The following is a 15,223-nucleotide window of genomic DNA, read 5'->3' on the forward strand; positions in this document are numbered from 1 at the left end:
TCCCCGTCGGGCGGCCAGCCGATCCGCACCTCAGAGTTCGCGGATCCAGATGTTCCGGAACCGAACCGGATTCCCGTGATCCTGCAGGACCAACGGTGCCTTGTCCGGGTGGGGCTCATACCGGGGCGGGTCCAGGTAGGTGCTGCCGCGAATGAGGAAATGGTCCTGTACCAAAACCCCGTTGTGCAGGACGGTGATCGTGGCCGGCTGAATCACGCGCCCTGCAGCGTCGCGTCGGGGCGCACGGAAGAAGATGTCGAACGATTGCCACTGACCGGGCGGCCGCGAGGCGTTGACCAGAGGCGGCGATTGCCCGTAGACGGCACCGGCCTGGCCGTTGAAATAGGTGGGGTTGTGCCACGAGTCCAGGATCTGCACCTCGTACCGGCCCATCAGAAAGACGCCGCTGTTGCCGCGGCCCTGGCCTTCGCCCTCCACCCTGGCCGGCGTGGCCCATTCGATGTGCAATTGGCAGTCGCCAAACGAACGGCGGGTTCGAATGCTGCCGGTGCCGTTGACGACCATGGCTCCCGCCTCCAACCGCCACCGGGCGGGCCCGCCATGTTCGTCCTCCCATGCGTCCAGGCTGGTGCCGTCGAAGAGGACCACGGCATCCGCGGGCGGCGGCCCGGGATCCACCATCCGCGGTTCCTTTGACTCTGAAGACTCGGCAGTCCTGATGGAGAGACAAATCCCCCACAACAGCACGTGCCACCGCCAGGATCGCACCCTCGAGGACTCCACCGGTTCGTTCATGCCCGGCAGTCAATCGCCATCAGCCCGAGGACGCAACCTCGAAGTCCTGCGCGTCTGCCGCTCCGGCACGGGGGATCGTGTCGGCCGCGGGGACACCCGACCTGTCCCATGCGTGCATGGCAGATCCCGTCCGCCGCGCCGGGATCAGCCGCCCAGCTCCGGGGACAACATGTCCAAAATGGCGGCGATGGTACCCGGGGCGTTCCCTTCGAACCGGTTGTTGACATACACCCAGAGCGGTCGGGGCCGGCCCGCGCGAAGGGCGCTGCGCATGAGGTCGGCGGTGGCCGCGCGGGTTTCCGGCTGGGGATCCCGAACCTGATCGTACGGGCTGAACGCCTTGACGGCATCTTCGTAGCGGCGCCCGGGCCGCAACAACAGTCGCACGCCCAGCGGGCCTTCCCACGCGTGTGCGTGGGCGCGCCGGACCTGCTCGGCCAGGGGCGGTGTGGCCTCCCAACTGTTCAGCACCGGCGCCACGCGATGCCGCCGCAGGCAGTCGAAGTATTCGGGCTGGAAAAACGTGCGGTTGCGGATCTCCACCCCGTACGGCCATTCACCCGGCAACCGCCCCAGAAATGTGTCCAACGCCTCCACGAAATCCCGGCCCCGCGCAAAGTCCGAGGGGTAGAACCGCGAGAACTCAAAAATCAACAGGCCCACACGATCACGGATGACCTGCATCGGGCCGAGGTAAGCCTCCTGAAACAGGTCGGCATTGAGGAAGTCCGGGTTGGGTTGACCCGCGCGCGGGCCGAATCGATCGAGGTTCGGGAACCGTTTGACCGTGATGGTGTCGGTGACCTTGAAGGCGAAGCGGAACCGGGGCGGCACCTGCGCCGTCAGCGTCTCCAAACTGCGGCGCGTGGGAAAGGTGTAATAGGCCGCATCCACGCAGACGGTGGGAAAAACCTCCGCGTACTCGGCGAGGCATTCTCGCTGGAACCTGCGCTCGGCGAAACGTCCCTGCCAAAGGTAACGATCCCGGTCGTACACCTGGCCGAGCCAGCCAGTGTATTTCCAGGAGGATGTCCCGACGTGGACGCCGGCTTCGGCCAGCCGGGCCAACCGGCATCTGACGCGTTCACGGTCGAACGGCACGTCCGCCGGTTTCGGCTCGAGTGGGGATGGATCAGGGCCGGTCACGCCAGCAGGATGGAAGCGTCAGCGTCTCAGTTCGCGCCGCAGCCGCGCAGCCAGCCAGCTCAGGGTGGCATCGGGCATGCCCATCAGGAGTCCGCGTCTTTCACCTGAAGCCAGTACAACCTTCAGCTCGGAGACCGGCCGACGGTTAACCTCGAGCTGGGTCGGACCGACCTCCACGGAGGTCACCTCGTTGCGCGGCCAGCAGTATTCCCTGGATCGCCATCCGCCACTTGTGTGAACCCGCAGTTCCCCCGGGGTCAAAATCAGCGTGGCCCTGCGCCGGGCCATGGTCAGGGCCTGCAAGCAGCATGCAGTACCCACCAGCAGGCTTGCGCCGGCAAAGGCCACCACCACCGCCGGCGGCGGCCCCTGCGATTGGCCCGGCCGACCCACCACGCCGAATACCCACAGCGCAGCCAGGGCACTTCCGACGATCGTGAATACCAGCCCGATACCCAACATGGCCACCGAGGGACCGCGCCAACCACCGGGACGCACATGGATGCGCAGCTCGTGACCGAGCTCTTCGCATTCCACATTCGCTCCCGGCGGCAGGTGATCCGCCCAGACGGCATCGGCCGCGGCCACGGCGGCGGGATCGCCCCGGTCCCACACGGGAATCGGCGCCGCCCCCGGGCCGGTCAACAAGGGTTGCATTTCTTCCACGAGCCGCAGCAACCATTCCCGTGGATAACCGACCACAATCGGGACCGGCGGCGACCGCCCGTACCACGCCACCAGGATCCAATCCTTCGAACGTGTCGGATCGGTTCCCTGCCCCGCCGTCCTTGCTGACGGCCGGATCTCCAGAGCGGCGACAGGTTCGTCCGGGGTCCATTTGCGCAGGGCAAAGGCCCGCCAGCGTCCACGCACCTGCAACCGGCCCTCCACGCAGGTGATTTCCGTGCGCCCCCAGCGCCAAATCGCCCCCAACACGAACAGCACCGCCGCAGGCAGGAACAGCAAAAAAGCCAGGACCCAAATCGCCGGCCCTTGGGACAGAAACGAACCTTCGGACTTTGCAGGCCGCGAAACAATCTGGTTCAACAGGAAGTACCCCAGCAAAAGCTCACCCACCGCCGCGAGCATCATAACGCCGGCGACCCGTGCGAGCAGGCCCCCCGGGCGCGGGGGCAAGACGAAACGCATGCCCCCCGCCACAGGTTCGGAGTCCACCCGCACCTGATCCGGGCCTGCCAGGTAGGATGTCGGTTTGTCCTGCATGTCCGGTCGGTGCCGCGTTGTCCCACCCTTGCGTCAGGCAACACAGGTCGATTCTCCGGGCCGGGTTCACATTGATTTAGTCCCGGCGGAATCGAAATGGCAACTTGACAGAGCCGGTTGCGACCGCCCGGCCGGCCGCGCCGCCGAGTACAGGCCCGAGGAACCTCCGCCCTGGATGCCAGCGGGCCGGGAGACGAACGCCGGCGCGAGGGCGGTCCCCTACAGTCTTCGTTCCTTGGCCATGAGGCTGAGCAACTGATTGTTCATTTCCTTGGCCGGATTGTGGCCGGACTGCACCAGTTTGATGTGGAGCGCGGCCACCTCGATCAACCGTGCCAGGTCGCGACCCGGCCGAACCGGCAACGTGATGTGGGGAACTTTCTGGCCCAGGATCTCGGTGTATTCCTGTTCCATCCCCAGGCGGTCCACGTCCGGCACTTCCTCCCAAGGCTTGAGGGTGACCACCAGATCCAGCTCCTTGCTCAGCCGGACGCTGCGCACGCCGAACATGGCGCCCACGTTGAGGATCCCGATCCCCCGCACCTCCATGTACCCGCGGGTCAGCTCGGGGCTGGTCCCCACCAGGCGGTGTCCGTCCACCAGCGTGAACCGCGTGGCGTCGTCTGAGACGAGGCTGTAGCCGCGTTCGATGAGGGCCAGCACGCTCTCGCTCTTGCCGATGCCGCTTTCGCCGCGGATCAGGACGCCGATGCCGAGGATGTCCACCATGCTGCCCAGTTCGGTGCACCGGGGGGCAAAGAGGGATTCCAACGCCATGGTGGCGCGGTTGATGAACTGCATGGTGATCAGCGGACACTGCAGCAGGGGCACGTCGCGCTGCTCGGTCAGCCGGACCAGATCGGCGTCCGGACGCAGGTTCCGGCTGAACACCACGCATGGAATCGGTTTGGAATAGAGGAGCCTGTAGCGTTTGAGTCGCTCGGCCGGATCCAGCGATCGCAGGTAATGCGCCTCGGCGTTGCCGATGACCTGGATGCGTTTGTAGGCGAAATAGCGGGTGAACCCGGTCAGGACCAGGCCGGGCCGGTTGATGGCGGGCTCGCGAATGATCCGCTGCAGGCCGCCGGCGCCGGCGATCAGCCGCAACCCCAGTTCCCCGGCAAACTCGGTGTAGAACCGCTTGACCGTGACCGTGTCGTGTAGTCGCTTGGCCATACGGGCAAACAGTTGTCTCAAGGGCGCGGCCTCCAGGCTGGTCAGAGGTTGAATTCCGGTCCCAGGTAGATGTCGCGGGCCTTCGGATCTTCCAACATCTGCACGCCCAATCCTTCGTAAACCACCTCACCGCGATGAATGAGGTAGGCGCGGTCCACCAGCTTCAGCGTCTCGCGAACGTTGTGGTCCGTGATCAAAATGCCCAACCCCCGTTCTTTCAGGCCCCGAAGGATCTTTTGCACCTCGTAGACTGCGATGGGATCGATGCCGCTGAACGGCTCGTCCAGCAGCAGCAACCGGGGGCTGGTGACGAGGGCACGGGTGATTTCCAAACGGCGTTTCTCCCCGCCGCTGAGCTGCCAGGCACGCTGCTTGGCCAGCGACGTCAGGTCGAGTTCCTCGAGCAGATATTGCAGCCGCAGCCGGCGTTCGGCGCGGCCAAGGGCACAGGTTTCCAGGATGGCCAGGATGTTCTGTTCCACCGTCAGTTTCCGGAACACCGAAGGTTCCTGCGTCAGATAACCGATCCCGGCCCGGGCGCGCCGGTGCATCGGCAGGCGGGTGATGTCCCGGCCGCAAAAAAGGATTCGTCCCTCGTCGGGCCGGACCAATCCCACCACCATTTGGAAGGTGGTGGTTTTGCCGGCGCCGTTGGGACCGAGGAGCCCGACGATTTCGCCGGCGCCCACGCGCAGCGACACGCCGGCAACCACCCGGCGGCGCCGGTACTGTTTCACCAGGTTGCGTGTTTCCAGCAAAGTTTCGGGCGCGTGGGCCAGGACGGCAGGGGCCCCACCCGACCCGGTCTGCGGGGCGGTTCTCGTGGCGGTCTCTGGATTCCGGCCTTGCATGATGAGCCGCGGCTGTGCGCACCGGGAACTTAACGGGGCCAGGGAAGCGCCGGCAATCCATTGGTGCCGGTCTCCACCGGGCGTTCCACCCGGGCCCGGTAGGTTCCCACGGTGGAGATCACCCCCGTGCGACGGTGGTAAACGATTTCGTCGGCGGTGAACCGGCTGCCATCACCGCGTTCGACCACCGGCTGGCCAGTCAACCGCAACCTGGCCGCAGCCGCTTCATATTCCATCCGCTGCGCCGTGGCCGTGATGCGGGAATCGGGTGGCCCGGCCAACCGGATGATCACCCCGCCGTCAGCCCACAGATCCGGCTCACCCTGGTCCTCCGGGGGAGGCTGAATCCTCAGCCGCTCGCAGGTCAGCTCCAACTCCGGATCCTCCACCTCCACACCGCCGGTGAACTCGAGCTGGGAACCCGACCAGACGTAAGAACCGCTGTGCACGCGCGTCCACACAGGCTCGGCGGGGTCCTCTTCTGCCGATCCTGTGACGACCCCGGTTGAGGGGGCGGGCGCGCCGGGCGGGTTCCCTGCCCCGGCCAGCAGAACCCGGCCGGGCGGCCGCGGCCAGACCAACTCAGCGTTTCCTTCGATCCCGAACCGCTGGCGGTCAGGCTCCATCCACAGACGGTCGCCCGCGCCCGAGCGAGGACCCTCCTCCCATTCCACCGGGCCGGCCACCTCCACACGGTTCAGCCGGGCCTGATAGGTACAGGCGCTGCCGGTCACGTGGAGTTCCTCGCGTTCGAAGTCCACGCCGCCGGTGGCATCCACGGATTCCAACGACCCGGCGGCATCGGTGCGGACCACCAGCACCGCACAAAGCAGGCGCGCTTCCGGCCGGTTGGAGGGTGACTCCACCACCTCCACGCCACCTTCGAACCGGGCCAGGCGCGGGCCCAGGTCGCAGGTCCCGGCCGAGATGGTCAACTGCACCGGCCCGGTCTCGTGCCCTGACAGAAGGGATTGGCCGGGCACCAGCCCGCCGGCAGGCCGGATCCAGTGCAGCACCGTGTTCCCCCGGGCCTGCAGGGTCTCCTGGCGCAGGTCCCAACTCAGACGGTCGGCCCGTCCGTTTGCGTCGGCCTTTCGCCAGCGGACGTCCCCCTCCAACTCCACCCGGTCCCGGGCCGGCAAATAAACGGCGCGTTCGGCCGACGCCAACAGGTCCTGCCGCTCCAACGTCACGCCGCCGGTGGCTTCCACGCGGTCCACCCTGCCCGTGGCACCGCCGGCAAGCACGAACCGCAACCGATCGCATCGGAGGTCTCCCTGCCGGCCCGTGGCCCGCACCCTGCCGGAAAATTCCACCCTTCCGGTGGCGCCTTCGAAGAGAAACCGGTCCGATTCGATTCGCACCTCGTTTTCCGCCACACCGGGCAAACGGAGGGGACGCGCGTTGGTGGCCAGCGGCGAGACCTTTTCGGCCAGCCAGCCGCCTCGCAACAGCGTGCGCACCTGGTTGGACACCACCAGACAGGCGTTGGTCTGACGCCACAAAAAGCCCTGTCCTTCCAGCACGAGCCGATCGGACTGCAGGCGCACTTCGAGCGGTCCGTCGGACCGTGCCTCCTGCGTGGCGGTGTGGAACTCGCAGCGCGGCGCGCGCACCTGCAACTCCACCCCACCATCCGTGCCGAATCGTTCCGCCACCACCTCGCGAGCCCGAACCCAGGCACCCTCGCCCGGCTCGGCCTCGGCGGCCTGCAGGCGGAACCGGAGTTGTTTCTCGTGAGGCGGCGGGTGGTACTCCGGCCAGACAAAATCCTTCAGCACCAAGCCCGGCAGAAGGATGCCGGGGGAGGATTCCGGCCCTGCGGCCCGGCCCGCCGCCACACCCAGGCAAACCCCGAGCACGACCAGCACCGGGCACGACACCCTGCGGCCCGGGATGGGAGAAACCTCCGGCAGGCCCCCACGCACCGGGACCAGCCGGGCACCGGTGAGGAGACCACCGCCCGGCCGCCACACGCTCCGCTGCACCGGGGCCGACCCGGAAAGGTTGGGCATCCGATTGGCCGCCATGCCTGGCCCTAAGCTGGCGCATTCCCGGGGCCTTGGCCAGCCCTGAACGAAAAACACCACCGGCGGCCGCCCCAAGGGCAGGGCTGCCGGGGCAAACACGGCGCCGGATTGCGCGGATGCGGAACGGTGTCAAACCCTGCTCAGCGGCGCACGCACTCGAAGAGCCGGACGAGCGTGCGCAAGAGGTCCGACATTGCCGCCAGCGGGATCATGTTGGGTCCGTCACTGAGCGCGCGGTCCGGCTCCGGATGGGTTTCGATGAAGACCCCGTCGGCCCCGGCGGCAACGGCCGCCCGCGCCAGGACCGGAGCGAACTCGCGCTGGCCGCCCGAGGCGGTCCCGCCGGCGCCCGGCAATTGCACGGAATGGGTGGCATCGAACACCACCGGGCAACCCAGTCGCCGCAGGATGGGGATGCTGCGCATGTCGGCCACCAGGTTTTGGTATCCGAAACAGCTGCCGCGTTCGGTCAGGAGGAGTCGTTCACCACCGGCCTTTCGTGCCTTGGCCACCACGTGCTCCATCTCCATGGGCGAGAGGAACTGCCCCTTCTTGAGGTTCAGGATCCGACCCGAGGCGGCCGCGGTCTGGACCAGGTCGGTTTGCCGGCAAAGGAAGGCCGGGATCTGGAGGATGTCCACCACCTGGGCAGCCGGTTTGACCTGGATCTCGGTGTGAATGTCGGTAAGAACCGGGATGTCCAGACGGGTCCGGACCCGGTCGAGCACGGCCAATCCGGCGGTCAGGCCGGGCCCGCGGAAGGAATCGGCGCTGGTGCGGTTGGCCTTGTCGAAGCTGGCTTTGAAGACGTAGGGGATGCCCAGCCGGCGGCACACCTTTTTCAGGTGGCCGGCCACCTCCAGGCACAGTTCTTCACTCTCGATCACGCATGGCCCGGCGATGAGAAACAAGGATCGCCGCCCCGTCAGTGTTTTCCACAAGCGCGTCTGGTTCATCGTCGTGTCCGGTCTTTCTAGCAGGGTTGCTGCGGACTGTAAATCCGGGGCAAGGGTCGTTACGTTGCGACAGGCCCTTCGTCGGAAAGGACTGATCGCCTCCGGTGGAGGGGCCGGCCGATGGGGCGCCCGTCGTGGCAGGAAGGCGCCGGTTCCGTTCCCCCGGCCCGGGCGGCCGGGTCAGAAGTTGTGGCTCTCCCCCGGCAGCAACAGGTAGAGGTTCTTGTGGGCGGCCTTGAACCGGCGAACCGCGTCGGCTGTGTCAATGCGAATGGGAGGGAAGGTGTTGTAGTGCACGCCCAGGATTTCGTCGCACCGGAGGAATTCCGCCGCCTTGATGGCGTCGTCCACGCCCATGGTGAAATTGTCACCGATGGGCAGGGCGGCGAAGCGGAGCCGGGTGCTTTCGCCGATCAGGCGCAGGTCATAGGTCAGCGCGGTGTCCCCCGCGTAGTAGAACGCCCCATGGGCGGTCTCCACCAGGAATCCGCCCGGGTTGCCGCCATAGCTACCATCCGGCAGGCTGCTGGAGTGCACGGCCGGCGTGTATTTGACCCGACCGAAATCGAACCGGGCGGCTCCGCCGTGGTTCATGGGATGCGTGCGCTGGACCCCCTGCCGGCCGAGCCACACGGTGATCTCGTAATTGGAGATGACCGTGGCCCCGGTCCGCTGGGCCAGGGCGACCGCGTCGGCAATGTGGTCGAAATGACCGTGGGAAATCAGGATGTAATCTGCCTCCACCCGGTTGATGTCAATGCCCTTGGCCAGTTCGTTCGGCGTGATGAAGGGATCGAACAGGAGGGTCCGCCCCCCGGTTTCCACTGCAAAACAGGAGTGTCCGTAGTACGTGACTTTCATGGTACCTCCTCGTTCCGGCGCGGTTCCGGTCCGGCAGACCGGCAGGGCCCGGCCCCACCGGCGGGCGGCCACGGCTCAGGCGGCGGCCTCTTCCTCGGCACCCTCCAGGAAGCCCTGGAGATGGCGCAGGCGCGTCGGATGCCGCAGCTTGCGCAGGGCCTTGGCCTCGATCTGGCGGATCCGTTCCCGCGTGACATTGTACATCTTGCCGATCTCCTCCAGGGTCCGCTCGTAGCCGTCCACCAGACCGAACCGCATTTCCAAAATCTTGCGTTCCCGCTCGGTCAGCGTGGCCAGCACCTCGGCCAGTTTCTCGCGCAGGAGACTGTAACTGGTGACCTCCAGCGGGTTTTCGGCGGTCTTGTCCTCGATGAAATCGCCCACGCTGACGTCGCCGTCGTCGCCCACCGGGGCATGCAGCGAGATGGGTTGCTGGGCCATCTTCAGCAGGCTGTTGACCCGGCTGACCGGCAGGTGCATCTCGTCGGCGATCTCCTCGGGGGTGGGTTCCCGTCCCAGTTCCTGGGTGAGTTGTTTCTGCACCCGCCAGAGCTTGTTCATCGTCTCGATCATGTGCACCGGGATGCGGATGGTGCGGGCCTGATCAGCGATGCTGCGGGTGATGGCCTGCCGGATCCACCAGATGGCGTAGGTGGAAAACTTGTACCCGCGGCGGTATTCGAACTTCTCCACGCCCTTCATCAGGCCGATGTTCCCCTCCTGGATCAGGTCCAGGAACGACTGGCCGCGGTTGGTGTATTTCTTGGCCACCGAGACCACCAGGCGCAGGTTGGCCTCGGCCATGTGGGTCTTGGCCTGGTGCGCCCGGTCGGCCGCGTTTTTCAGGGCTTCGAAGGCCTTGTAAAACTCCTCGCGCGGCATGCGCACGAACAGTTCGAGTGCGGCGATCTTGTCCTTTTCGGCCTGAACGGCGGCGTCCCGCTCGGGCGAGGCCGGCTGCGCCTGCAACTGCTCCAGGTTCCGCACGCTCTGCTGGAACTTTTCATGGATGTTACCGGCCACCACCACCATCTCTTCCAGCACCTTCTGTTTGTAGGCGAACTTGGGGAAGTAGGAGCGGAGTTTCTTGTCGAGTTTCTCAAAGGCGGCGCGGGCGGTGGCCTCTTCCTCCGGGGTGGCGGCCTTCTGCAGCAGCGCATATTGGGCGTCCACCTGTTGGTCCAGGTTGCGCACGGTCTTGACCAGCTTGCGCAGCTCGCGGAGGTGTCCCTCCCGGTTGGCCACCTTTTTGTCCACCACCACGCGGTCGAACCGTTCCTTGGGCGGTTCGCTCAGCAGCTTTTCCGCGATGGCGATGTGCTCCTTGGCGGCAAAGCCGAAGCTGTAGATGATGCGCTGCATCTCCAGTTCGGCCTCCTCGATGCGCTTGCAGATCTCGATCTCCTGTTCGCGGGTCAGCAGGGGGACCTTGCCCATCTGGTTCATGTACATGCGGACCGGATCGTCCAGGGCATCCAGGCGGTCCTCCTCGTCCTCCTCCGCTTCCACCGTGCGCCCGAGGTCGGCATCGGCATCCTCGGCGATCTCCACGTCCATGTTGCGGAGCTTGGTGTACAGCTCGTCGAGCTCGTCAGGAGTCAGGCCGTCGGGCAGGACGTCGTTGATGTCGTCGTAGGTGATCCGTCCGTTTTCGCGCGCCAACTGCAGCAGAATCTTCAAGGCCTCGTTCATGTCGGCGGCCTGGCGCCGGACCACCTCGCCCCCGGCGGCGGTTTCAGGTTGAGGGGCCGCAGAGGCTGCGGATGGAGCGGGTGTGGGCTCGGATTTTCGTGCCGCGGTGCCCCGACGGGTGCCCGAGTTCGCCGGTGCGGTCTCCGGCTGTGCTGGGCGGCGCTTCAAGCTGCCCAGCACGAAGCGCCGCCGCATCTTCGGCGCCGGCTTTTCGCCCGAAGCCTTGGACGCGGTCTTCTGGGTTCCGGCCGCCTTTCGGCCGGCTCCGGTCTTCCCTGCCTTGCCTGTCTTTTGCGACTTCCGCTTCAGTTCGCCTTTTTTGCTCGCCACTTTTTTGGTCGCCATACCCCTTGAGACGTTCCCGTGCCCGGTCTGTTCACGCATGCGCCCGCCACCGGCCGAGCCGCCGCCGCGGTGCCGCCTCAGCACCTCGCGCGCGCTCCTTTCCTTGTTCGCGCCTTCGGTCAACCCCGCCGATCACGATCCCCAGAGGCAAAAGTTCCTGGCCTTCTGCACTGCACCGAGCCTGGTTCCGTGGCAGGATGCGCAGAACCCAAGGACCGCGCCGGCAACTCATCAGGGCGCTCCTGTTTGTCGTGTGGGCCGGGATTCGCCCGCCTTTGTTTCGCCCCGCGGGCGACGCGCAATATAGCAGTGGGACAGCCGGCTTTGCAATGTAAATTTTGCCTCGGCAAGCCTCCCAAGCCCGGTTGCACGGCGCCGGTTCAGCATCCCGACCACGCGGAACGCGCACACGTTCAACAGGTTGGCCGATCACCAGCCATTGCGGCTCCCGGCGCATCCGCGTCAGCGGTACCGGAACTCCCGCACTTCGATGGCGTCCTCCCATTGCAACAAGAGCCGCCTCCCCTGAAAGGCCAGCCGGCGCGGCCAGCGTTCCTCATACAGATGCCAGCGGGGTTGCCCTCCGGCGGGGTCCAAACGGTACAGATGGAAAAAGGTCCCCTCCCCGCTCATCCCGCGAGCCAACCACCAGGCATACAGCACCGGATCCGACCAATGGCACCGATCCGCCAAACCGACCCGACGCCAGATCTCCCGGCCGGTACCGGCGTCCACTTTCAGGATCAGGGGACGTGCCTTGTCCCACAGCCGGATTTCGAGCGGATACTTGAGGTCCTCAACCGTGGCGGTGGTCGAGCTGACGTACAGCGCCCCCCGGCCGTCGGGTACCACGCGACGAATCCCCACACTGGGCAGGCGCCAGTTCACACGGCCTGTCTGTGAATCGAAACAGGTCAACATGCCGCGGTCGAAGACCACCAACCGGTCGTCCCATTCCAGGCAGGGTCCGTCGCCGCGGCCGGCAGCGGCTTCCTCCAGAACTTCCTCGGACACGTCGAAGGCCAGGGTGGCCGTCCAGCGAACACGGTTCTGCCGGTCCAACACGGTCAGGTGCGTGCCCACCCCGATCACGTCCACCGTCCGCAGCGAAACAAACCAAGGCCGGCCGATTCCTTCCCCGGTCCAAGCCTGCGCCGGGTCCCCCGGCCAACGCCAGAGCCGGATCCCGTAACGGCTCCGATCTTCACGAACGACGCCGCCGGATCGGATTCGTTCGATCTCATTCAACGCCTGCCCCACGGATTGCCAGCTGCGCCCGACGGTCATTTGTCCATCTTCCAGCACGGATCGGCCTTCGCGCGGCCGCATACCTTCCCGTTCAACGATGTTCCGTTCCATCATCCACCACTGGAACTCGGCCACGCCCTCCCCGGCCGGCACGAACCACCGCTGGGGCGGCGGCAGCGGCGTCTCTCGTGCTTCCTCCTCCTCCAACCAACGATTGGCGTCCGAGGCCGTGGGCACCCGCGCAGCCGTTCGTGCGGCACCGCCCCCCGCCGGGGGAGACCGGGCGAATGGCCACCGGTCTGGCAGGCACCGTCCGGCGCCAGGTTGTCCCTGTGTCCAGATCCACCCGCCACACCTCGGCCGAGCCATCGGGACGTTCACTGGCCGACACCAGCGCGCGATCGTTCCACCGAACCTGGGTCAGGGGCATCGGCAGCTCCACGGCCCATCGGACCCGACCGTCTGCGCGATCCCGCGCCTCCAGGCGCCCTCCCTGCAGCCAGCACAACCAGGGTCGGGTGGACACCAATTGCGGCAGTTCTTCATTCCCGGCAGCCTGGAACGACACGCGCCACAACACCCTGCCCTCGGGCAACGACCGCAGCACGGCCTCCGTGCCGGTCCAACTCAGCAAATGATCGCCGTCCACCAAGTCCCAGGCCTCCGCCCGATCCGTGGAAACGGAGTGCGAGAAAAGCACCCGCGGGCCGGATCCCACCCACCGCCACCACGCAGCGTAACCCAGCCACGCAAAGACCACGGCGGCCGTCGCCAGGCCCGCCCACCGCAAAAGCCGGCGTTTTCGCGCCTGCCGGATCCTTCGCTCCCCCGCATAAACCGGCAGTGGAATCCCTTCCCGTTCCGCCCGACCCCGGCACAGCACCGAGCAGGTGTACCCGTGCAGTTCCATGCACCGGTGACAGATCGGCTTGCCGCACACCCGGCAATGTTCCACGGCCGTTTCGCCCGGATGCTGCGGGCAGGGGAGCGGCGCGGTTTCTCCCTCGTCCACCTCGCGGGCGGCGGGCTCACCGGTCCCGCCCGGGGTTTCGGACCGGCGCAGGCGCAGGGTGGTTCTCGAACCTGCGCTCGCCACGGCCTCTCCCGATGCTCCGCCCGTCTCCGTGGCCAGGATCCGGTTGGCCTGGTCGGTCGCGTCGGTTCCGCACACGGGACAGCGAACCGGCACCGGCATGCGGCCCTCCACAGGTTCCACCTCAAACGCAAACCGGGCCCCGCAACCGCATTGGACCTTGACCGTCCTCGCCATCGTTCATCGCCTCGGGTTGAGCAGTTGCACCCCGCCGGGCAGAGGCAGCGAAAAGGCCGCGCGGGGCGGCGTGAAACGCACCGATCCGTCCAGGAACAACACGTTGCCCCCGCTGTCGCCATGATTGTTTGCCGGCGCACCTCCATCCGTGGAAAACACCACCTCACCCGGTCCCTTGGCCTTCCCGTTCACCTGTTCGTCACTCAGCAAAGGCTGGGAGGGAGGCCGGTTGGTTCCCAAACCCTCGTAGTAGGCGAAGCTCACACGTCCTCCGGCAAAACCCGGTCGCGCCGGCGGAGCGGCGTCCCGGCTGCCCGGGCAGACGAACCACCGCGTCTCGCTGAGGTACCCCGGCACCAACAGGCTCAGCGGTTCCTCACTGCTGCGCGCGTTCAGAACGGCGGGGAACCGGCCTCCGGCGTCGAACGCGTACATCGCCAGCGCCACATGCAACTGCATCAGCTGCGCCGCGCAGGCGGCCCGTGCCCGCTCCGCCCGACCGCGCGTCACCGGCCCCCACATCAGGAACATCACAACTCCGAACACGACCAAAACGACCATCAACTCCAGTACACTGAACCCCGCCCGCGTGAACCCCGTCCCGGCGGATCGCACATGACCCGGCAGGTGGTTCATCCATCCCCGGAGTTCCAGGCAACATCGGAATGCGGCCCCGACCGGTTCGCGCCGGCAAGGCTCCGGCACGAACGCACGTCCCCATGCGGTCCTGCAAGTCATGAGCGCTTTCGGGAAACATCCCCCGCCTTGGCGGCGGTTGACACTGCCGCGGTCTCGATTCCTTCCACCGGTCGCTGCGGCACGGACGCAACACGCGGAAAAGGCCCGCCCACGAGCTCCTGTTCGGCCCATTGCAGCGCAAACCGGAGCAGCTCCGCCGACGATTTCAGCCCCAGTTTGCGCATCAGGTTGACCTTGTGGGTTTCGACCGTTTTCGGGCTCAAATGCAACGTGGCGGCGATTTCGCGCACCGTTCGCGCGCGCCCCAGCAAACGCAGGACCTCCAGCTCCCGATCCGTCAGAGCCTGCATGTCCCCGCCGCGCCGCGTTTCGCCCCCGATCAGCTCCTCCACCAGATGCAGCGCCAGCTCCGTCTCCACCGCAAGCCGACCCGAAACCACCTGCCACGCCGCCGCAACCAGGGTGCGAGCCTCCGCCCGTTTGTGCAGGAACCCTCGTGCGCCGGCCCGCAACGCCCGGCCCGCATACAGCCGCTCGTCGCAAAAAGTGAACACCAGCACACGCACCTCCGGATGCTGGCTCCGCAAATCCCGGATCAACTCCAGACCGCTCCGCCCCGGCAACGCCAGGTCTGTGACCACCAGGGCAGGACGATGGCTCGAGACGAACTCCAGCGCCGTCGCCGCCGTGCCGGCCTCCCCCACCACCGCGAACCGACCGTCGCGCTCCAGACAGCAGCGGATCGCCTCCCGCATCAACGGCGCCTCGTCCACCACCAGCACCCGGTACGGCACCGACCCCGATCCGGCTTCCGCTGCTTTCATCATCCCCCGCTTACTCCCACAACCCGGGCCTGTCAACCGACCAACTTCGCCACCACCGGCCGCCGCCTTGCCCGACCTTCGCACGACTCGGAAGCGTGACAACCAGCCCGCCGGCTCCTACGTTGATCGTTCGCAACCATCGGCC

The 15,223-nt window shown here is 66.7% G+C and carries 13 protein-coding genes; all 13 read right to left on the bottom strand.

The genetic code is table 11. The annotated features are described in order from the left end of the window. Positions 1-30: 30 nt before the first annotated feature. The 13 genes from ACPDIX_RS04790 to ACPDIX_RS04850 all read right to left on the bottom strand — a co-directional run bounded on the left by ACPDIX_RS04790 (position 31) and on the right by ACPDIX_RS04850 (position 15,081). Positions 31-756: a 3-keto-disaccharide hydrolase gene (locus ACPDIX_RS04790; protein ID WP_423430644.1), complete on the bottom strand. Its 726-nt coding sequence runs from the start codon at positions 754-756 to the stop codon at positions 31-33. 144 nt (positions 757-900) lie between these two features. Continuing rightward, positions 901-1,902: a DUF72 domain-containing protein gene (locus ACPDIX_RS04795; RefSeq protein ID WP_423430645.1), complete on the bottom strand. Its 1,002-nt coding sequence runs from the start codon at positions 1,900-1,902 to the stop codon at positions 901-903. A gap of 18 nt (positions 1,903-1,920) precedes the next feature. Then, positions 1,921-3,126, bottom strand: a complete 1,206-nt coding sequence (locus tag ACPDIX_RS04800) for a hypothetical protein (protein WP_423430646.1) — start codon at positions 3,124-3,126, stop codon at positions 1,921-1,923. A gap of 219 nt (positions 3,127-3,345) precedes the next feature. Further along, entirely contained in the window at positions 3,346-4,302 is a 957-nt protein-coding gene (gene hprK / locus ACPDIX_RS04805) for an HPr(Ser) kinase/phosphatase (RefSeq protein ID WP_423430647.1), read from the bottom strand. A gap of 41 nt (positions 4,303-4,343) precedes the next feature. Further along, a complete protein-coding gene (gene lptB / locus ACPDIX_RS04810; protein ID WP_423430648.1) occupies positions 4,344-5,060 on the bottom strand; it encodes an LPS export ABC transporter ATP-binding protein in 717 nt (238 codons plus the stop codon). A gap of 122 nt (positions 5,061-5,182) precedes the next feature. Further along, positions 5,183-7,183, bottom strand: coding sequence for an LptA/OstA family protein (locus tag ACPDIX_RS04815; protein WP_423430649.1), 2,001 nt, complete (start codon positions 7,181-7,183; stop codon positions 5,183-5,185). A gap of 140 nt (positions 7,184-7,323) precedes the next feature. After that, the gene (gene kdsA, locus ACPDIX_RS04820; protein WP_423430650.1) at positions 7,324-8,139 is read right to left on the bottom strand and encodes a 3-deoxy-8-phosphooctulonate synthase; all 816 of its coding nucleotides are present in this window, start codon (positions 8,137-8,139) and stop codon (positions 7,324-7,326) included. A gap of 180 nt (positions 8,140-8,319) precedes the next feature. Then, positions 8,320-9,000: a metal-dependent hydrolase gene (locus ACPDIX_RS04825; RefSeq protein ID WP_423430651.1), complete on the bottom strand. Its 681-nt coding sequence runs from the start codon at positions 8,998-9,000 to the stop codon at positions 8,320-8,322. A gap of 75 nt (positions 9,001-9,075) precedes the next feature. Continuing rightward, positions 9,076-10,887 (bottom strand): RNA polymerase sigma factor RpoD, encoded by a 1,812-nt coding sequence (gene rpoD / locus ACPDIX_RS04830; RefSeq protein WP_423430652.1) that lies wholly within the window; start codon positions 10,885-10,887, stop codon positions 9,076-9,078. Positions 10,888-11,499: 612 nt separating this feature from the next. Further along, positions 11,500-12,399 carry a hypothetical protein gene (locus ACPDIX_RS04835; RefSeq protein ID WP_423430653.1) on the bottom strand — a complete coding sequence of 300 codons (900 nt, stop codon included), beginning with the start codon at positions 12,397-12,399 and terminating at the stop codon, positions 11,500-11,502. Further along, the gene (locus tag ACPDIX_RS04840) at positions 12,377-13,555 is read right to left on the bottom strand and encodes a B-box zinc finger protein (RefSeq protein WP_423430654.1); all 1,179 of its coding nucleotides are present in this window, start codon (positions 13,553-13,555) and stop codon (positions 12,377-12,379) included. Before ACPDIX_RS04840 ends, ACPDIX_RS04835 begins: the two co-directional genes overlap by 23 nt. Positions 13,556-13,558: 3 nt before the next feature. Next, positions 13,559-14,191: a prepilin-type N-terminal cleavage/methylation domain-containing protein gene (locus ACPDIX_RS04845; RefSeq protein ID WP_423430655.1), complete on the bottom strand. Its 633-nt coding sequence runs from the start codon at positions 14,189-14,191 to the stop codon at positions 13,559-13,561. Between the two features lie 98 nt (positions 14,192-14,289). Then, the gene (locus ACPDIX_RS04850) at positions 14,290-15,081 is read right to left on the bottom strand and encodes a response regulator (protein WP_423430656.1); all 792 of its coding nucleotides are present in this window, start codon (positions 15,079-15,081) and stop codon (positions 14,290-14,292) included. Positions 15,082-15,223: the final 142 nt, after the last annotated feature.

The sequence above is a fragment of the Limisphaera sp. 4302-co genome (assembly GCF_049537155.1).
Lineage (GTDB): Bacteria > Verrucomicrobiota > Verrucomicrobiia > Limisphaerales > Limisphaeraceae > Limisphaera.